The organism is Pantoea sp. SM3640, assembly GCF_015654165.1.
GTDB classification, from domain to species: domain Bacteria; phylum Pseudomonadota; class Gammaproteobacteria; order Enterobacterales; family Enterobacteriaceae; genus Pantoea; species Pantoea vagans.
Genome location: NZ_CP064872.1, coordinates 3639287 through 3658707, shown reverse-complemented (window position 1 = coordinate 3658707; position 19421 = coordinate 3639287). Strand labels below are relative to the sequence as shown.

At 52.6% G+C, this 19421-nt stretch carries 14 protein-coding genes, 6 tRNA genes and 3 rRNA genes; 22 read left to right on the top strand and 1 reads right to left on the bottom strand.

Annotation, left to right across the window (positions count from 1 at the left end):
- Positions 1-143 precede the first annotated feature (143 nt).
- The 11 genes from pepQ to birA all read left to right on the top strand — a co-directional run bounded on the left by pepQ (position 144) and on the right by birA (position 11916).
- Entirely contained in the window at positions 144-1475 is a 1332-nt protein-coding gene (pepQ, locus tag IV493_RS16965) for a Xaa-Pro dipeptidase (RefSeq protein WP_013359722.1), read from the top strand.
- Positions 1475-2092: an IMPACT family protein gene (locus IV493_RS16960; RefSeq protein ID WP_013359723.1), complete on the top strand. Its 618-nt coding sequence runs from the start codon at positions 1475-1477 to the stop codon at positions 2090-2092. Before pepQ ends, IV493_RS16960 begins: the two co-directional genes overlap by 1 nt.
- A gap of 32 nt (positions 2093-2124) precedes the next feature.
- Positions 2125-3576, top strand: coding sequence for a Trk system potassium transporter TrkH (trkH, locus tag IV493_RS16955; RefSeq protein WP_013359724.1), 1452 nt, complete (start codon positions 2125-2127; stop codon positions 3574-3576).
- 17 nt (positions 3577-3593) lie between these two features.
- Complete coding sequence (gene hemG / locus IV493_RS16950) at positions 3594-4127, top strand: menaquinone-dependent protoporphyrinogen IX dehydrogenase (protein ID WP_033734843.1); 534 nt, start codon at positions 3594-3596, stop codon at positions 4125-4127.
- Positions 4128-4537: 410 nt separating this feature from the next.
- Positions 4538-6079: ribosomal RNA gene (locus tag IV493_RS16945) — 16S ribosomal RNA — on the top strand.
- A gap of 73 nt (positions 6080-6152) precedes the next feature.
- Positions 6153-6229 (top strand) — tRNA-Ile (locus IV493_RS16940).
- 141 nt (positions 6230-6370) lie between these two features.
- A tRNA-Ala gene (locus IV493_RS16935) sits at positions 6371-6446 on the top strand.
- Between the two features lie 208 nt (positions 6447-6654).
- A 23S ribosomal RNA gene (locus tag IV493_RS16930) occupies positions 6655-9564 on the top strand.
- A 92-nt stretch (positions 9565-9656) separates the two neighbouring features.
- A 5S ribosomal RNA gene (gene rrf, locus IV493_RS16925) occupies positions 9657-9772 on the top strand.
- Together the 16S, 23S and 5S rRNA genes with 2 tRNA genes alongside form the textbook arrangement of a ribosomal RNA operon.
- Before the next feature lie 150 nt (positions 9773-9922).
- Positions 9923-10960 (top strand): UDP-N-acetylmuramate dehydrogenase, encoded by a 1038-nt coding sequence (murB, locus tag IV493_RS16920; protein WP_195857475.1) that lies wholly within the window; start codon positions 9923-9925, stop codon positions 10958-10960.
- On the top strand, positions 10957-11916 hold the full coding sequence (birA, locus tag IV493_RS16915) for a bifunctional biotin--[acetyl-CoA-carboxylase] ligase/biotin operon repressor BirA (protein WP_095706383.1): 960 nt from the start codon (positions 10957-10959) through the stop codon (positions 11914-11916). Before murB ends, birA begins: the two co-directional genes overlap by 4 nt.
- 42 nt (positions 11917-11958) lie before the next feature.
- Here the strand turns inward: birA and coaA are convergent, their stop codons facing one another.
- A complete protein-coding gene (gene coaA / locus IV493_RS16910; protein WP_033784445.1) occupies positions 11959-12906 on the bottom strand; it encodes a type I pantothenate kinase in 948 nt (315 codons plus the stop codon).
- A gap of 767 nt (positions 12907-13673) precedes the next feature.
- Between coaA and IV493_RS16905 the strand changes: the two genes are divergently transcribed.
- The 11 genes from IV493_RS16905 to rplL all read left to right on the top strand — a co-directional run bounded on the left by IV493_RS16905 (position 13674) and on the right by rplL (position 19218).
- Positions 13674-13749, top strand: a tRNA-Thr gene (locus IV493_RS16905).
- Between the two features lie 8 nt (positions 13750-13757).
- A tRNA-Tyr gene (locus tag IV493_RS16900) sits at positions 13758-13842 on the top strand.
- A gap of 190 nt (positions 13843-14032) precedes the next feature.
- Positions 14033-14107 (top strand) — tRNA-Gly (locus tag IV493_RS16895).
- 5 nt (positions 14108-14112) lie between these two features.
- Positions 14113-14188: transfer RNA gene (locus IV493_RS16890), tRNA-Thr, on the top strand.
- A gap of 108 nt (positions 14189-14296) precedes the next feature.
- Positions 14297-15481, top strand: coding sequence for an elongation factor Tu (tuf, locus tag IV493_RS16885; RefSeq protein WP_013359730.1), 1185 nt, complete (start codon positions 14297-14299; stop codon positions 15479-15481).
- 231 nt (positions 15482-15712) lie between these two features.
- Positions 15713-16096, top strand: a complete 384-nt coding sequence (gene secE, locus IV493_RS16880) for a preprotein translocase subunit SecE (RefSeq protein ID WP_013359731.1) — start codon at positions 15713-15715, stop codon at positions 16094-16096.
- A gap of 1 nt (position 16097) precedes the next feature.
- Positions 16098-16643: a transcription termination/antitermination protein NusG gene (nusG, locus tag IV493_RS16875; protein ID WP_013359732.1), complete on the top strand. Its 546-nt coding sequence runs from the start codon at positions 16098-16100 to the stop codon at positions 16641-16643.
- 147 nt (positions 16644-16790) lie between these two features.
- A complete protein-coding gene (gene rplK / locus IV493_RS16870; RefSeq protein ID WP_006121495.1) occupies positions 16791-17219 on the top strand; it encodes a 50S ribosomal protein L11 in 429 nt (142 codons plus the stop codon).
- 3 nt (positions 17220-17222) lie between these two features.
- Positions 17223-17927: a 50S ribosomal protein L1 gene (gene rplA, locus IV493_RS16865; protein ID WP_010261038.1), complete on the top strand. Its 705-nt coding sequence runs from the start codon at positions 17223-17225 to the stop codon at positions 17925-17927.
- A 365-nt stretch (positions 17928-18292) separates the two neighbouring features.
- Entirely contained in the window at positions 18293-18790 is a 498-nt protein-coding gene (gene rplJ / locus IV493_RS16860; protein WP_003848098.1) for a 50S ribosomal protein L10, read from the top strand.
- Between the two features lie 65 nt (positions 18791-18855).
- Positions 18856-19218, top strand: a complete 363-nt coding sequence (rplL, locus tag IV493_RS16855) for a 50S ribosomal protein L7/L12 (RefSeq protein ID WP_009092660.1) — start codon at positions 18856-18858, stop codon at positions 19216-19218.
- Positions 19219-19421 lie beyond the last annotated feature (203 nt).

The window sequence follows — 19421 nt, the reverse complement described above, 5'->3', positions numbered from 1 at the left end:
GATCGTGAGTGTGGGAGCGATGTTAATTATTTGCAAACTGCTCTTTGCTTATTTGCTAACAAGATCACAGCTGCGCCGACTTCGGCATCTGCACAAGGGGTATGCTAAACTTGCGGCCATTTCGCGACACTGGAGAGACGTCAATGGATTCACTGAAGACCTTGTATCACGCGCATATCGCCACGTTGCAACAACGGGCGCAGCAGGTGCTGGCACGCAATAAACTGGATGCGATGTTGATCCATTCCGGTGAATTGTTGACGGTGTTTCTGGATGACCACACCTATCCATTTAAGGTGAATCCGCAGTTCAAGGCCTGGGTGCCGGTAACGCAGGTGCCTAACTGCTGGCTGTGGATTGACGGGGTGAACAAACCGAAACTGTGGTTCTACTCTCCGGTGGATTACTGGCACAACGTTGAACCGTTGCCGGATAGCTTCTGGACCGCGGATGTTGAGGTTATCGGCCTGAAAAATGCCGATGAGATTGCGCAACTGCTGCCTGCACAGCGCGATAACGTCGCCTATATCGGCCCGGTTAACGCGCGTGCGGCTCAGCTCGGTATCACTTCCGGCAATATCAATCCGAAAGCGGTGATCGACTTCCTGCATTTCCATCGCAGCATCAAAACAGATTATGAACTTGCCTGCCTGCGCCAGGCACAGAAGCTGGCGGTTGCGGGTCATCGCGCAGCGAAAGAGGCATTCTCTGCAGGCTTAAGCGAGTTCGATATCAACCAGGCCTATCTGACCGCAACCGGGCATCGCGATACTGATGTGCCTTACGGCAATATCATCGCGCTGAATGAACACGCTGCGGTGCTGCACTACACCCGGCTGGATCATCAGCCACCGGCGAAACGCCACAGCTTTTTGATTGATGCCGGTGCTGAGTATCTTGGCTATGCCGCCGATTTAACCCGCAGCTATGCGGCGCAGAGCAGTTCGCTCTATGCCAGAATGGTTGAGGCGATGAACGCGGAAGAGCTGGCGCTGATCGCTACGCTGAAAGCGGGCGTGCGCTATACCGATTATCATCTTCAGATGCACCAGCGTATTGCGAAGATGTTGCTGAAGTTTGAGCTGGTGCACGGGATTAGCGAAGAAGCGCTGGTGGCTGAAGATCTGACCGGTCCGTTTATGCCACATGGTCTGGGACATCCGCTGGGTCTGCAGGTGCATGACGTGGCTGGCTTTATGCAGGATGATCAGGGCACCCATCTGGCCGCGCCCGCGCAATATCCTTATCTTCGCTGCACCCGCGTGCTGCAACCGGGCATGGTCTTAACCATCGAGCCGGGCTTCTATATTATTGACTCATTACTGGCGCCGCTGCGTGCGGGCCGTTTCAGTCAGCACTTTAACTGGCAGGCTATCGATGCGCTTCGGCCTTATGGCGGGATTCGTATCGAGGACAACGTGGTGATCCATGCGCATCGCGTTGAGAATATGACCCGCGATCTGCATCTGGCCTGATGGACGCTTTTGATATTCCGGCTGTGCCAGTCAGCAGCAGTGAGGAGACGATCAAAAAGAGTCGCTTCATTACGCTACTGGCACACACCGAAGGCGCTGAGGCGGCACGCGCGTTTGTCCAGCAGGTGAAAAGCGAGCATCCTGCTGCCCGGCATCACTGCTGGGCGTGGGTCGCGGGCGCACCGAATGATTCCCAGCAGCTTGGCTTCTCTGATGATGGGGAACCCTCGGGCACGGCCGGCAAACCGATGCTTGCGCAGCTGATGGGCGCAGATATTGGCGAGATTACCGCCGTCGTCGTACGTTATTACGGCGGCATCATGCTGGGAACCGGCGGCTTAGTAAAAGCCTATGGCGGTGGGGTCCAGCAGGGACTTAAGCTGCTGCCACGGCAGCGCAAAGTACCGATGAAGCTGTTCACCTTGCAATGCGACTATCCACAGCTCAGCGATATTGAACGGCTGGTTCAGCGTTTCGACGGTAAGGTGACCGACAGTCAGTTTCAGGATCGCATTGCATTGACGCTGGCTGTACCTTACGGACAAATCGACGGATTCAAAAAAAATCTGTCAGACTTTAGTCGGGGCGCGTTATCGCTGATCCCGCTCACACCCTGATGTTCATCTCTATTATTTAAAGGAACGGCTGAATGCACTTTCGCGCCATTACCCGCATAGTCGGTCTGCTGGTGATCCTCTTTTCAGTGACGATGATTTTGCCCGGTCTGGTCGCCCTCATTTATCGCGATGGGGCGGGGCGGGCGTTTAGCCAGACCTTTATGATGGCGCTGGTGATTGGCTCGCTGCTGTGGTGGCCGAATCGTAAAAAGAAAACCGAACTCAAACCGCGCGAAGGGTTCCTGATCGTCGTCCTGTTCTGGACGGTGCTGGGCAGCGTAGGAGCCATGCCCTTTATCTTTGCCGAGCAGCCACATCTTTCGGTGACGGATGCGTTCTTTGAATCGTTCTCGGGCCTGACAACAACCGGTGCCACCACGCTGGTGGGGCTGGACTCGTTGCCTAAGGCGATTCTCTTCTATCGGCAGATGCTCCAGTGGCTGGGCGGTATGGGGATCATCGTGTTAGCGGTGGCGATACTGCCGATTCTGGGCGTCGGGGGCATGCAGCTCTATCGCGCTGAAATGCCGGGGCCGCTGAAAGATAACAAGATGCGGCCACGTATCGCCGAGACGGCCAAGACACTCTGGCTAATCTACGTTCTGCTGACGGTGGCCTGTGCGCTGGCATTGTGGCTGGCGGGCATGCCGGCGTTTGATGCTATCGGCCACAGCTTCTCGACCATCGCCATTGGCGGCTTTTCTACCCACGATGCCAGCATCGGCTATTTTCATAGTGGCACCATCAATACCATCGTGGCGGTGTTTCTGCTGATCTCAGGCTGTAATTACGGCCTGCACTTTGCCATGTTAAGCGGACGTAATTTGCGCGTGTACTGGCGCGACCCGGAATTCCGCATGTTCATTGGCGTTCAGCTGACGCTGGTGTTGATCTGCACGCTGGTGCTCTGGTTCCACAATGTCTATGCCAGCGGCTGGCAGACGCTGAATCAGGCCTTCTTTCAGGTCGTTTCCATGGCAACGACGGCGGGATTCACGACCGACAGCATCGCACGCTGGCCATTGTTCCTGCCGGTGCTGCTGTTGTGCTCAGCCTTTATTGGCGGCTGTGCCGGTTCAACCGGCGGTGGCCTGAAGGTGATTCGCATCCTGCTGTTATGCAAGCAGGGTAACCGTGAGCTTAAGCGTCTGGTTCACCCCAATGCGGTCTACACCATTAAGCTGGGTAATCGGGCGCTTCCGGAACGTATCCTTGAAGCCGTCTGGGGGTTCTTCTCGGCCTATGCACTGGTGTTCCTGGTCAGCATGCTGGCGATCATCGCCACCGGTGTCGATGACTTCTCGGCTTTTGCTGCGGTTGCCGCGACGCTCAACAACCTCGGGCCGGGTTTAGGGGTTGTGGCTGATAACTTCACTTCAATGAATGACGTGGCGAAATGGATTCTTATTTCTACCATGTTGTTTGGGCGTCTCGAGGTATTTACCTTGCTGGTGCTGTTCACGCCTACTTTCTGGCGCGAATAATTAATAAGGATGCTGACATGAAAGCGCTGATTCTCTATTCCACTCGCGACGGACAAACAAAGAAGATTGCCTCTTCTATTGCTGAGGTGATCCGTCAGCAGCAACCATGTGATGTGCTGGACATCCAGGATGCTACCCTGCCTGACTGGACGCAGTATGATCGCGTGCTGATTGGCGCCTCGATCCGCTACGGCCATTTCCAGCCGGTCGTCGATAAGTTCGTTAAGCAGCACCTCAAGGAATTGCAGCAGCGTACCAGCGGTTTCTTTTCGGTGAACCTGACAGCGCGGAAACCGGAGAAGCGTTCTCCTGAAACTAACGCCTATACGCAAAAGTTTCTGGCTAACTCTCCGTGGCAACCCGATTGCTGTGCCGTGTTCGCGGGCGCACTTTATTATCCGCGCTATCGCTGGTTCGATCGCGTCATGATTCAGCTGATTATGCGTATGACCGGTGGCGAGACAGATTCAACGAAAGAAGTGGAATACACGGACTGGCAGCAGGTTCGCACTTTTGCCAATGATTTTGCACAGTTACCAGGCAAATCGTAGCGAAATAGCGCGATTTGATGAAAATTACTGCGAACGATAATCTTTTCGTAATAAACACTTGTCAGCCCGCGCGAACTCCCTATAATGCGCCTCCATCGACACGGAACACCGGCAACGGGAAACGCGCTGAGAGGCACAGGAGACTGCGCCGCCGGAGAAAAACTTCTGAGAAAGGGGTTGACTCTGCAGGAGGAAAGCGTAATATACGCCACCTCGCGACAGGACGCTAACGCACTGTTCGCACTGCTCTTTAACAATTTATCAGACAATCTGTGTGGGCACTCGCAGGATTGATATCAGCGTCTTAGGACGCAACAAAATATCAAAGCCTCACGAGTGAACACATAATGAAATTCATTATGACGTTTTACAGATGAGCACCGCTTAACTTGTTTAAGCAAATCAAACTTAAATTGAAGAGTTTGATCATGGCTCAGATTGAACGCTGGCGGCAGGCCTAACACATGCAAGTCGGACGGTAGCACAGAGGAGCTTGCTCCTTGGGTGACGAGTGGCGGACGGGTGAGTAATGTCTGGGGATCTGCCCGATAGAGGGGGATAACCACTGGAAACGGTGGCTAATACCGCATAACGTCGCAAGACCAAAGAGGGGGACCTTCGGGCCTCTCACTATCGGATGAACCCAGATGGGATTAGCTAGTAGGCGGGGTAATGGCCCACCTAGGCGACGATCCCTAGCTGGTCTGAGAGGATGACCAGCCACACTGGAACTGAGACACGGTCCAGACTCCTACGGGAGGCAGCAGTGGGGAATATTGCACAATGGGCGCAAGCCTGATGCAGCCATGCCGCGTGTATGAAGAAGGCCTTCGGGTTGTAAAGTACTTTCAGCGGGGAGGAAGGCGATGCGGTTAATAACCGCGTCGATTGACGTTACCCGCAGAAGAAGCACCGGCTAACTCCGTGCCAGCAGCCGCGGTAATACGGAGGGTGCAAGCGTTAATCGGAATTACTGGGCGTAAAGCGCACGCAGGCGGTCTGTTAAGTCAGATGTGAAATCCCCGGGCTTAACCTGGGAACTGCATTTGAAACTGGCAGGCTTGAGTCTTGTAGAGGGGGGTAGAATTCCAGGTGTAGCGGTGAAATGCGTAGAGATCTGGAGGAATACCGGTGGCGAAGGCGGCCCCCTGGACAAAGACTGACGCTCAGGTGCGAAAGCGTGGGGAGCAAACAGGATTAGATACCCTGGTAGTCCACGCCGTAAACGATGTCGACTTGGAGGTTGTTCCCTTGAGGAGTGGCTTCCGGAGCTAACGCGTTAAGTCGACCGCCTGGGGAGTACGGCCGCAAGGTTAAAACTCAAATGAATTGACGGGGGCCCGCACAAGCGGTGGAGCATGTGGTTTAATTCGATGCAACGCGAAGAACCTTACCTACTCTTGACATCCACGGAATTCGGCAGAGATGCCTTAGTGCCTTCGGGAACCGTGAGACAGGTGCTGCATGGCTGTCGTCAGCTCGTGTTGTGAAATGTTGGGTTAAGTCCCGCAACGAGCGCAACCCTTATCCTTTGTTGCCAGCGATTCGGTCGGGAACTCAAAGGAGACTGCCGGTGATAAACCGGAGGAAGGTGGGGATGACGTCAAGTCATCATGGCCCTTACGAGTAGGGCTACACACGTGCTACAATGGCGCATACAAAGAGAAGCGACCTCGCGAGAGCAAGCGGACCTCACAAAGTGCGTCGTAGTCCGGATCGGAGTCTGCAACTCGACTCCGTGAAGTCGGAATCGCTAGTAATCGTGGATCAGAATGCCACGGTGAATACGTTCCCGGGCCTTGTACACACCGCCCGTCACACCATGGGAGTGGGTTGCAAAAGAAGTAGGTAGCTTAACCTTCGGGAGGGCGCTTACCACTTTGTGATTCATGACTGGGGTGAAGTCGTAACAAGGTAACCGTAGGGGAACCTGCGGTTGGATCACCTCCTTACCTGAAGATACCTTCCGGCGCAGTGTCCACACAGATTGTCTGATAAAAAGTAACGAGCAGAAAAAACCTCTACAGGCTTGTAGCTCAGGTGGTTAGAGCGCACCCCTGATAAGGGTGAGGTCGGTGGTTCAAGTCCACTCAGGCCTACCAGATTTGTCCTCATGCTGCGTTGTGTCGACGGCTCGCATAGTTCACTATGCTTCGCATCGACACGCCTTGCCTGAGAAAAAATCGCATTCTTTACATGAAGAATGTTACTCCTGGTAGTAGTGGTCTCTGCAGTAACTGTATGGGGCTATAGCTCAGCTGGGAGAGCGCCTGCCTTGCACGCAGGAGGTCAGCGGTTCGATCCCGCTTAGCTCCACCATACCGTTTTAACTGTTTTTTCTGAATACCTCAGAGCGTACCGGCAACGGTGTGCTGCGAAGTATTATGCTCTTTAACAATCCGGAACAAGCTGAAAATTGAAACGACGTGTCGTTTTCATTCTCCGTAATAAGAATGAAAAATACGATACGTTCGAGTCTCTCAAATGCTTGCAGCTCGCAGCGTTGAAAAACGCCTGTGGGTTGTGAGGTTAAGCGACTAAGCGTACACGGTGGATGCCCAGGCAGTCAGAGGCGATGAAGGACGTGCTAATCTGCGTAAAGCGACGGTAAGGTGATATGAACCGCTACAGCCGTCGATGTCCGAATGGGGAAACCCGGTGCACTCTGTGCATCATTGCAGCATGAATACATAGTGCTGCAAGGCGAACCGGGGGAACTGAAACATCTAAGTACCCCGAGGAAAAGAAATCAACCGAGATTCCCCCAGTAGCGGCGAGCGAACGGGGAGCAGCCCAGAGCCTGAATCAGCATGTGTGTTAGTGGAAGCGTCTGGAAAGTCGCAGGGTACAGGGTGATACTCCCGTACACAAAAGCACACGTGCTGTGAGCTCGATGAGTAAGGCGGGACACGTGGTATCCTGTCTGAATATGGGGGGACCATCCTCCAAGGCTAAATACTCCTGACTGACCGATAGTGAACCAGTACCGTGAGGGAAAGGCGAAAAGAACCCCGGCGAGGGGAGTGAAACAGAACCTGAAACCGTGTACGTACAAGCAGTGGGAGCCTTGATTTATCAGGGTGACTGCGTACCTTTTGTATAATGGGTCAGCGACTTATATTCTGTAGCAAGGTTAACCGTATAGGGGAGCCGCAGGGAAACCGAGTCTTAACTGGGCGTTAAGTTGCAGGGTATAGACCCGAAACCCGGTGATCTAGCCATGGGCAGGTTGAAGGTTGGGTAACACTAACTGGAGGACCGAACCGACTAATGTTGAAAAATTAGCGGATGACCTGTGGCTGGGGGTGAAAGGCCAATCAAACCGGGAGATAGCTGGTTCTCCCCGAAAGCTATTTAGGTAGCGCCTCGTGAACTCATCTTCGGGGGTAGAGCACTGTTTCGGCTAGGGGGCCATCCCGGCTTACCAACCCGATGCAAACTGCGAATACCGAGGAATGTTATCACGGGAGACACACGGCGGGTGCTAACGTCCGTCGTGAAGAGGGAAACAACCCAGACCGCCAGCTAAGGTCCCAAAGTCATGGTTAAGTGGGAAACGATGTGGGAAGGCACAGACAGCCAGGATGTTGGCTTAGAAGCAGCCATCATTTAAAGAAAGCGTAATAGCTCACTGGTCGAGTCGGCCTGCGCGGAAGATGTAACGGGGCTAAACCATGCACCGAAGCTGCGGCAGCGACGCTTATGCGTTGTTGGGTAGGGGAGCGTTCTGTAAGCCGTCGAAGGTGTGCTGTGAGGCATGCTGGAGGTATCAGAAGTGCGAATGCTGACATAAGTAACGATAAAGCGGGTGAAAAGCCCGCTCGCCGGAAGACCAAGGGTTCCTGTTCAACGTTAATCGGAGCAGGGTGAGTCGACCCCTAAGGCGAGGCCGAAAGGCGTAGTCGATGGGAAACAGGTTAATATTCCTGTACTCGGTGTTACTGCGAAGGGGGGACGGAGAAGGCTATATCAGCCGGGCGACGGTTGTCCCGGTTTAAGCGTGTAGGCGGAGGGTCCAGGTAAATCCGGTCCCTTATCAACGCTGAGGCGTGACGACGAGGCACTACGGTGCTGAAGTGATAAATGCCCTGCTTCCAGGAAAAGCCTCTAAGCATCAGGTAACACAGAATCGTACCCCAAACCGACACAGGTGGTCAGGTAGAGAATACCAAGGCGCTTGAGAGAACTCGGGTGAAGGAACTAGGCAAAATGGTGCCGTAACTTCGGGAGAAGGCACGCTGGCGCGTAGGTGGAGGGACTTGCTCCCCGAGCCGAAGCCAGTCGAAGATACCAGCTGGCTGCAACTGTTTATTAAAAACACAGCACTGTGCAAACACGAAAGTGGACGTATACGGTGTGACGCCTGCCCGGTGCCGGAAGGTTAATTGATGGGGTTATCCGCAAGGAGAAGCTCTTGATCGAAGCCCCGGTAAACGGCGGCCGTAACTATAACGGTCCTAAGGTAGCGAAATTCCTTGTCGGGTAAGTTCCGACCTGCACGAATGGCGTAATGATGGCCAGGCTGTCTCCACCCGAGACTCAGTGAAATTGAACTCGCTGTGAAGATGCAGTGTACCCGCGGCAAGACGGAAAGACCCCGTGAACCTTTACTACAGCTTGACACTGAACATTGAGCCTTGATGTGTAGGATAGGTGGGAGGCTTTGAAGCGCGGACGCCAGTCTGCGTGGAGCCAACCTTGAAATACCACCCTTTAATGTTTGATGTTCTAACGTAGGCCCGTGATCCGGGCTGCGGACAGTGTCTGGTGGGTAGTTTGACTGGGGCGGTCTCCTCCTAAAGAGTAACGGAGGAGCACGAAGGTCAGCTAATCACGGTCGGACATCGTGAGGTTAGTGCAATGGCATAAGCTGGCTTGACTGCGAGAGTGACGGCTCGAGCAGGTGCGAAAGCAGGTCATAGTGATCCGGTGGTTCTGAATGGAAGGGCCATCGCTCAACGGATAAAAGGTACTCCGGGGATAACAGGCTGATACCGCCCAAGAGTTCATATCGACGGCGGTGTTTGGCACCTCGATGTCGGCTCATCACATCCTGGGGCTGAAGTAGGTCCCAAGGGTACGGCTGTTCGCCGTTTAAAGTGGTACGCGAGCTGGGTTTAGAACGTCGTGAGACAGTTCGGTCCCTATCTGCCGTGGGCGCTGGAGAATTGAGGGGGGTTGCTCCTAGTACGAGAGGACCGGAGTGAACGCACCACTGGTGTTCGGGTTGTCATGCCAATGGCATTGCCCGGTAGCTAAGTGCGGAAAAGATAAGTGCTGAAAGCATCTAAGCACGAAACTTGCCCCAAGATGAGTTCTCCCTGACTCCTTGAGAGTCCTGAAGGGACGTTGAAGACTACGACGTTGATAGGCCGGGTGTGTAAGCGCAGCGATGCGTTGAGCTAACCGGTACTAATGACCCGTGAGGCTTAACCTTACAACGCCAGAGGCGTTTTTGAGAGACACGATTTTCAGCCTTGTACCGGATATTCTGCGCGGCCCCCTGTGGCGGCGCGGAGACAGAATTTGCCTGGCGGCTTTAGCGCGGTGGTCCCACCTGACCCCATGCCGAACTCAGAAGTGAAACGCCGTAGCGCCGATGGTAGTGTGGGGTCTCCCCATGCGAGAGTAGGGAACTGCCAGGCATTAAATAAGTGAAGAAGCCCCGCACGCGAGTGCGGGGCTTTTTTACGTCTGCAGATCGTGAAAAACCGCACCATAATCTCCGAAAACAGCCTGAGAACCCCTCTCTGATACGGTAAACTACGGCCAGATAACTCAGTAAAGGCCGTCAAATGTCCAGCCAGCATCCCTCCTTAAAAGCCGACAATACGCTTGGGCTTGAAGTACACACACAAAAACGCATCGTCGCAGAGACGCCAGCCGCTATTCTGGCCGCATGGCAGGATAGCCAGCGTAATCAGACACCTTTCCTTGTGCTCGGGGAAGGCAGTAACGTCCTCTTCCTGGAGGATTTTGCCGGTACCGTGGTGCTGAATCGCATTAAAGGCATCAAAATTCAGGATGAATTTGAGTGCTGGAAGTTGCATGTCGGGGCAGGTGAAAACTGGCATCAGCTGGTTAAGAGTACGCTGGAAAAAGGGATCACTGGCCTGGAAAACCTGGCGTTGATCCCTGGAATGACGGGTTCGGCACCGATTCAGAACATTGGTGCCTATGGTGTGGAATTAAAAGATGTCTGCGAATACGTAGATGTGCTTAATCTGCACAGTGGTGAGACAGAACGCCTCGATCGTGAAGCCTGTGAGTTTGGCTATCGTGACAGCATTTTTAAACATCGCTACCAGTCAGGCTATGTCATCGTCGCCGTCGGGATGATCCTGCCTAAGCAATGGCAGCCGGTATTAACCTATGGCGATCTGAAAACGCTTAATCCGGTGACGGCTAATGCCTGGGATGTCTATCACGCGGTTTGCCAGATGCGGCAGAGCAAATTACCGGATCCGAAAGTCACCGGTAATGTCGGCAGCTTCTTTAAAAACCCGGTCGTCACCGAGGCGCAGTGTAGCTCCCTGCTAACCCAATTTCCCGCTATGCCACACTATCTGATGCCAGATGGAGAAACCAAGCTGGCCGCAGGGTGGCTTATCGATCAGTGTCAGCTGAAAGGGTATCGCATCGGAGGCGCCGCCGTTCACCAGCAACAGGCTCTGGTGCTGATTAACGCTGACCATGCCACGTCTGAGGATATCGTTGCGCTGGCAAAAACTGTGCGCGCCCGGGTGGGTGAAAAATTTGATGTCTGGCTGGAGCCTGAAGTCCGCTTTATTCAGGCGCAGGGTGAGTGCAATGCTGTCGGGGTGATCGCATGAAAGACCACAGTGTCCCGCTAAAACTGGTCGATATTTTATCTGATGGTGAGTTTCATTCTGGCGAGCAGCTGGGCGACACTCTGGGCATGAGTCGTGCCGCCATCAACAAGCACATCCAGACACTAAAAAGCTGGGGTCTGGACGTCTATACCGTGACAGGGAAAGGCTACAGCCTCTCTGCCCCGATACAGTTGCTGGATGAGCAGGCAATTCTGTCACAGGTGAAGCAGGGCAATGTCTCGGTTATCCCGGTCATTGACTCCACAAACCAGTATCTGCTGGAACGCATGCATGACCTGCAGTCGGGTGCCGCCTGTATCGCTGAATATCAGCAGGCCGGTCGTGGCCGTCGTGGTCGTCAATGGTTCTCTCCTTTTGGTGCCAACCTCTACATGTCCATGTACTGGCGTCTTGAGCAGGGTCCGGCTGCGGCGATGGGTCTTAGCCTGGTCATTGGCATTGTTATGGCTGAAACATTACGTGCACTCGGGGCCGATGATGTCCGGGTAAAGTGGCCCAATGATATTTACCTCAACGATCGGAAACTGGCAGGTATTCTGGTCGAACTGACCGGGAAAACCGGTGATGCTGCGCAGATCGTGATGGGAGCTGGCATCAACCTGGCGATGCGAACAGCGGATGCTTCACAGATTAATCAGGGCTGGATTAACCTGCAGGAGGCCGGAGTAAGCGTGAACCGCAATGAGCTGGCAGCCCGTCTGATCAACAGCCTGCGCGAGGCCCTGCCGCTGTTTGAGCAGGAGGGATTAACTGCCTTCATCTCGCGCTGGGCGGCACTGGACAATTTTATTAACCGGCCCGTTAAGTTGCTCATCGGCGAACGTGAAGTGCATGGTATTGCACGGGGTGTCGACAGCCAGGGTGGTTTATTACTGGAGCAGGATGGTGAAATAAAAGCCTGGGTGGGCGGGGAAATATCACTGCGTCCTGTCTGATCAAAAAAGCCTGCACTAATGCAGGCTTTTTTATGACCGCTGTTATTTACGCAGGCGAACCTTATCGACCGCATGATCGCCACTTTTGGTCATGATCAGGCTGGCCCTTTCACGTGTCGGCAGGATATTTTCCTGCAGGTTAAGCCAGTTAATCTCTTTCCATAGATTACCTGCTATCTCAACCGCTTCTGCCTCTGAGAGCTGGGCGTAATGGTGGAAGTAGGAGTCTGGATCGGTAAAGGCACCCTGACGGAATTTCAGGAATCGATTGATATACCAGCTTTGCAGAAGGTCTTCCTCTGCATCTACATAGATAGAGAAGTCAACGAAGTCCGAAACAAAGACATGATGAGGGTCATGGGGATAGTCCATGCCGCTCTGTAATACGTTCAGACCTTCCAGAATAAGAATATCTGGCTGCTGTATCACTTTATCGCCATCAGGGATGACATCATAAATCAGGTGCGAATAGACCGGGGCGGTCACCTGACTGGCGCCGGATTTTAAATCGGAGACGAAATTGACCAGCCGGTGCATATCATAAGATTGCGGGAAGCCTTTTTTCTTCATTAAGCCACGCTCTTTCAGCACGGCATTAGGGTGAAGGAAGCCATCCGTCGTGATCAATTCCACTTTACGATGTTCAGGCCAGCGACTGAGCAACGCCTGCAGTACACGCGCAGTCGTACTTTTACCGACCGCGACGCTCCCCGCGATACTGATGATATAGGGGATTTTCTGGCTATTGGTGCCAAGAAATTGCTCCAGTACCGCCTGCCGACGAACGTTAGAGCTGATATAGAAATTAAGCAGACGCGAAAGTGGCAGATAAATTTCTGCAACTTCCTCCAGCGAAAGATCTTCGTTGATGCCCTTGAGCTGCGCGATCTCTTCCTCTGACAGCGTCATAGGTACAGAATCACGTAATGCAGCCCACTGCTCACGAGTGAACTCCAGATAAGGCGTTGTCAGGGGGGTTGTTTTATCCATAAGCATGCATCTGACCGCAAATTCATTACTATCAACCGCGTATTAGCCGATAAGCAGGACAGCACGGGTGAAGTGAATCACGAATCGCTGGTTTATCAGTGAGAACAATGGGCTGGAGGGTATCACCAGTATGGCTTTTAACAGAAGTAAAAAGATAAACGCGATCGCGCTTTCGTCGGCATACCCACAAAACGTTGCAGTGCCTTTAATTTTTACTGCTTTATCGTTGTTTATGATATTGCAGGCCGGCACAGGTAATGTGCGACGTTTAATCTGCTTATACGGTCATCGCTGTGCCTGATTGGCTGAACGGCGTAATAAGACGCTTGCAGTGAGGCTAATACATGTCACGCGCAACCTTTCGCAAAAAAACAAACAGTACAAAGACATTTTAAACGCTTCCTTCAGCGCAAATCGTGATAGTGAGAAAGAATGCGCATGACAATATGCCCCTGCTTTCGATAGAAGTGCGCCGCTCCATGAGAAAAAAGGGTTCAGCCAGGGGCAAAAAAACCTCATTCAGCACCCCGACGTAAAAAAAAGGGTGCTGGCCACTCATTTTATTCGCATAAAAGAGAAGGGCAGAGGGAGTTAAGATGGTGGCGCGCTTTAGTCTGATCCTGTGAAAACAGAGCCAGATTGCACAAATAATCTGCATAAAAACGTTAAAATGCGATGATTTGCACAAATAGTAAGCGATAGAAAAAAATATGCGATTTTTTAGTTGCATCCAGGGCCCGACCTTCCTAGAATGCGCTCCACTTGATGCCGGCTTAGCTCAGTTGGTAGAGCAACTGACTTGTAATCAGTAGGTCACCAGTTCGATTCCGGTAGCCGGCACCAATCAAGTAGGTGGGATTCCCGAGCGGCCAAAGGGAGCAGACTGTAAATCTGCCGTCACAGACTTCGAAGGTTCGAATCCTTCTCCCACCACCATCTCAGCCTCGCGGTTGAGTACAGATAAACGGCCTGTTTATCTGTCAGGTGAGTCACTTATCACCCTGAATTCAGACTGAGCGTTAGCGAAGTCAACGTCGGTCAGCTTCGCTGGCAGACAGTAGATAGCAGAGAAGCATTCACTGTTATCTGCAAGCTACAGAAAGAACAGGTAGCCGAGTTCCAGGATGCGGGCATCGTATAATGGCTATTACCTCAGCCTTCCAAGCTGATGATGCGGGTTCGATTCCCGCTGCCCGCTCCAGATGTGCTGATATGGCTCAGTTGGTAGAGCGCACCCTTGGTAAGGGTGAGGTCCCCAGTTCGACTCTGGGTATCAGCACCACTTCCTTTAATCTCCCTCCTGATTTTCTCTGTAACTTCCTTGCAGTCAGGCATTGCCTGGTTAATGTGATGATATCATTGATATATCCGTGTCTTAGAGGGACTAGCGATGGCTAAAGAGCAATTTCAACGTAACAAACTGCACGTAAACGTGGGCACCATCGGTCACGTTGACCACGGTAAAACCACCCTGACTGCAGCTATCACTACCGTACTGGCTAAAACCAACGGCGGCCAGGCTCGTGCGTTCGACCAGATCGACAGCACGCCTGAAGAAAAAGCCCGCGGTATCACCATCAACACCGCTCACGTTGAGTATGAGACTGCTGCACGTCACTACGCTCACGTTGACTGCCCAGGCCACGCCGACTATGTGAAAAACATGATCACCGGTGCTGCGCAGATGGACGGCGCGATCCTGGTTGTTGCTGCGACTGATGGCCCGATGCCACAGACCCGTGAGCACATCCTGCTGGGTCGTCAGGTTGGCGTTCCTTACATCATCGTGTTCCTGAACAAGTGCGACATGGTTGATGATGAAGAGCTGCTGGAACTGGTCGAGATGGAAGTTCGTGACCTGCTGTCACAGTACGACTTCCCAGGCGACGACACTCCAATCGTTCGTGGTTCTGCTCTGAAAGCGCTGGAAGGCGTTCCTGAGTGGGAAGCGAAAATCATCGAACTGGCTGAACACCTGGACAACTACATCCCGGATCCAGTCCGTGCGATCGACATGCCGTTCCTGCTGCCAATCGAAGACGTATTCTCAATCTCTGGCCGTGGTACTGTTGTTACCGGTCGTGTTGAGCGCGGCATCGTTAAAGTCGGCGACGAAGTTGAAATCGTGGGTATCAAAGATACTGCGAAATCAACCTGTACCGGTGTTGAGATGTTCCGTAAGCTGCTGGACCAGGGTCAGGCAGGCGAAAACTGTGGTGTTCTGCTGCGCGGTATCAAGCGTGAAGACATCCAGCGTGGCCAGGTTCTGGCTAAGCCAGGCTCAATCAAGCCACACACCCAGTTCGAGTCAGAAGTTTACGTTCTGTCTAAAGACGAAGGTGGCCGCCATACTCCGTTCTTCAAAGGCTATCGTCCACAGTTCTACTTCCGTACAACTGACGTAACCGGCTCAGTAGAGCTGCCAGAAGGCGTTGAAATGGTCATGCCAGGCGACAACATCAAAATGGTTGTTACCCTGATCCACCCAATCGCAATGGACGAAGGTCTGCGCTTCGCAATCCGCGAAGGTGGCCGTACCGTTGGCGCGGGTGTTGTTGCTAAAGTTATCGCATAATTACCGATAACGTTTGACGCAATGCACACGGAAAGGGCATCATTTGATGCCCTTTTTGCACGCTGTTTCATAGAACCTGGCTCATCAGTGATTTTTTGAATCATAATCATTGCTGAGACAGGCTCTGTTATGCGGCGTTGGATACCGAGTTACGCCCCAAAAGCTCATTCGGTTTGGACGCCTCGCACTGCGGGGCAGAATAGTTTCTGAATTATTGTGGCAGGTTGGTTTATGAGTGCGAATACCGAAGCTCAAGGGAGCGGGCGTGGCCTGGAAGCGGTAAAGTGGGTAGGTGTTGTATTACTGCTGCTTGCAGCGATTGTAGGTAACTACCTCTATCGTGATGTGTCACTGCCACTGCGTGCATTAGCCGTAGTTGTACTGATTGCAGCGGCTGGCGGCATTGCGCTTTTAACGACCAAAGGCAAGGCGACCGTGGCTTTTGCTCGTGAAGCAAGAACAGAAATGCGTAAGGTTATCTGGCCAACCCGCCAGGAAACGCTGCACACCACGTTAATCGTTGCCGCGGTTACTGCCGTGATGTCACTGATTTTGTGGGGGCTGGATGGTATTCTGGTCCGTCTGGTATCGTTTATCACTGGCCTGAGGTTCTGAGATGTCTGAAGCTCCAAAGAAACGCTGGTACGTCGTACAGGCGTTTTCCGGTTTTGAAGGCCGCGTAGCCCAATCGCTGCGCGAGCATATCAAATTGCACAACATGGAAGAGCTGTTTGGTGAAGTCATGGTTCCGACTGAAGAAGTCGTTGAAATCCGTGGTGGCCAGCGTCGTAAGAGCGAGCGCAAGTTTTTCCCGGGATACGTACTGGTTCAGATGGTGATGAATGACGCCAGCTGGCATTTAGTACGCAGCGTCCCGCGCGTGATGGGTTTCATCGGCGGTACCTCTGACCGTCCTGCACCTATCAGCGATAAAGAAGTTGATGCGATCATGAATCGTCTGCAGCAGGTCGGCGACAAGCCTCGTCCTAAAACGCTATTTGAACCAGGTGAAATGGTTCGTGTTAATGACGGTCCGTTCGCTGACTTTAACGGTGTGGTTGAAGATGTGGATTACGAGAAGAGCCGCCTGACGGTATCCGTTTCCATCTTTGGTCGTGCAACACCGGTTGAGCTCGACTTCGGTCAGGTGGAGAAAGGTTAACCTCTTTCCGCTCACAAATTAGCTGTTGCAGCAGGCGCGAAATTTAACTACAATTTCGCGCCTTTTGTTTTTATGCGCTGGCAACAGCGTATAAATCGTTATCACGGGGAGCCTTTACAGGCGCTATAACCCAATTGAGGAAATATCATGGCTAAGAAAGTCCAAGCCTACGTCAAGCTGCAGGTTGCAGCTGGTATGGCGAACCCAAGTCCACCGGTTGGTCCAGCTCTGGGTCAGCAGGGTGTTAACATCATGGAATTCTGTAAAGCGTTCAACGCTAAGACCGAATCTCTGGAAAAAGGTCTGCCGACTCCTGTTGTTATCACCGTATACAGCGACCGTTCTTTCACCTTCATTACCAAAACGCCTCCGGCTGCCGTACTGCTGAAAAAAGCAGCGGGCATCAAGTCTGGTTCTGGTAAGCCGAACAAAGATAAAGTCGGTAAAGTGACTCGTGCTCAGGTACGTGAAATCGCAGAAACCAAAGCTGCGGACATGACTGGTTCTGACGTTGAAGCGATGACTCGCTCAATCGAAGGTACTGCTCGTTCCATGGGCCTGGTAGTAGAGGACTAAGAAATGGCTAAGCTGACCAAGCGCATGACCGTAATTCGCGACAAAGTTGACGCGACCAAGCAGTATGACATTGCTGAAGCTGTTGCTCTGCTGAAAGAACTGGCAACTGCCAAGTTCGTTGAAAGCGTTGACGTTGCTGTCAACCTCGGCATTGATGCACGTAAATCTGATCAGAACGTTCGCGGCGCGACCGTTCTGCCACACGGTACTGGTCGTTCAGTACGTGTTGCTGTCTTCGCCCAGGGCGCTAACGCTGAAGCTGCTAAAGCAGCTGGCGCAGAGCTGGTAGGCATGGAAGACCTGGCTGATCAGATCAAGAAAGGCGAAATGAATTTTGACGTTGTTATTGCTTCTCCGGATGCAATGCGCGTTGTTGGCCAGCTGGGCCAGATTCTGGGTCCACGTGGCCTGATGCCAAACCCGAAAGTCGGTACTGTAACCCCTAACGTTGCTGAAGCGGTTAAGAACGCTAAAGCCGGTCAGGTTCGTTATCGTAACGACAAAAACGGCATCATCCACACTACCATCGGTAAAGTGGACTTTGACGCTGACAAACTGAAAGAAAACCTGGAATCCCTGCTGGTTGCGCTGAAAAAAGCTAAACCATCACAGGCCAAAGGCGTGTACATCAAGAAAGTCAGCCTTTCAACCACCATGGGTGCCGGCGTTGCCGTTGACCAGGCTGGTCTGAACGCAACAGCAAACTAATTGCTGCTTGAAACGGGCGAAAAATTCACCTAGAATCTTACGCCCGTTGTTCTGTTATTAGCAGAACGGGACACCAGAGAGCCAGAACCGACTGTTGCGTTTATCGCCATTCCCTCTGACTCTGCTGCGTCGCACAGAATTTAGGTTGGAGCCAGGCCTTATCCTGGCCTCCGTCCAAGACCGCAGGCGCTGTTTATCTCCGGATATTCCGCTTAATCCCCTGCGTAGACGGTGACAGAACCAAAAGAATATTTTCTTAGCTGGATTCTGCTCACCGTGTTCGAGCGCTTATTACCCCTCGGGGTGAGTAAGTGAAGTGAGTTCCGGGGAAATCCTTTCCCGGTCAAATCCAGGAGCAAAAGCTAATGGCATTAAATCTTCAAGACAAACAAGCGATTGTTGCTGAAGTCAGCGAAGTAGCCAAAGGTGCGCTTTCAGCGGTTGTTGCGGATTCCCGTGGCGTTACCGTTGATAAAATGACCGAACTGCGTAAAGCAGGCCGTGAAGCTGGCGTTTACATGCGTGTTGTTCGTAACACCCTGCTGCGCCGCGTCGTTGAAGGTACTCAATTTGAGTGCCTGAAAGACACGTTTGTTGGTCCGACCCTGATTGCATATTCTATGGAACACCCGGGCGCTGCTGCTCGTCTGTTCAAAGATTTCGCGAAAGCGAATGCAAAATTTGAGGTCAAAGCTGCAGCCTTTGAAGGTGAGCTGATCACGGCGGCCAATATTGACCGTCTGGCAACGCTGCCGACCTACGAAGAAGCACTGGCACGTCTGATGTCGACCATGAAAGAAGCCGCTGCCGGCAAACTGGTCCGCACTCTGGCTGCCGTACGCGATGCAAAAGAAGCGGCTTAAGGCCTTATTCTTTTCTTCGTACCTGCTTACGTATAAACTTTTTCTGATTCTTAGGAACAATTGTCATGTCTATCACTAAAGACCAAATTCTGGAAGCTGTTGCAGCGATGTCCGTAATGGAAGTTGTTGAGCTGGTTTCTGCTATGGAAGAAAAATTCGGCGTTTCTGCTGCTGCTGCTGTAGCTGTTGCTGCGGGCCCGGCTGAAGCTGTTGAAGAAAAAACTGAATTCGACGTCGTACTGAAAGCTGTTGGCGCGAACAAAGTAGCAGTCATCAAAGCCGTACGTACTGCAACTGGTCTGGGCCTGAAAGAAGCCAAAGACCTGGTTGAAGCAACTGGCGTAATCAAAGAAGGCATCAGCAAAGATGACGCAGCTGCACTTGAAGCTGCTCTGAAAGAAGCTGGCGCTGAAGTTGAAGTTAAGTAAGACAGCCTTCGGGTTGCAGTCTGAGTAGTTTCAGACTGATGGCTGGTGACTTTTTGGTCACCAGCCTTTTTGCGCTACAGGGTCTCAATGGGGTTTCACACTGTTTGTCCATTGTTGCTCTTCAATATCTTTCTCTATCGACGACTTAATATACCGCTTTCCTGTGCGGGTTCCCTGCCTTCACAAAAGCGATGAAATGATTT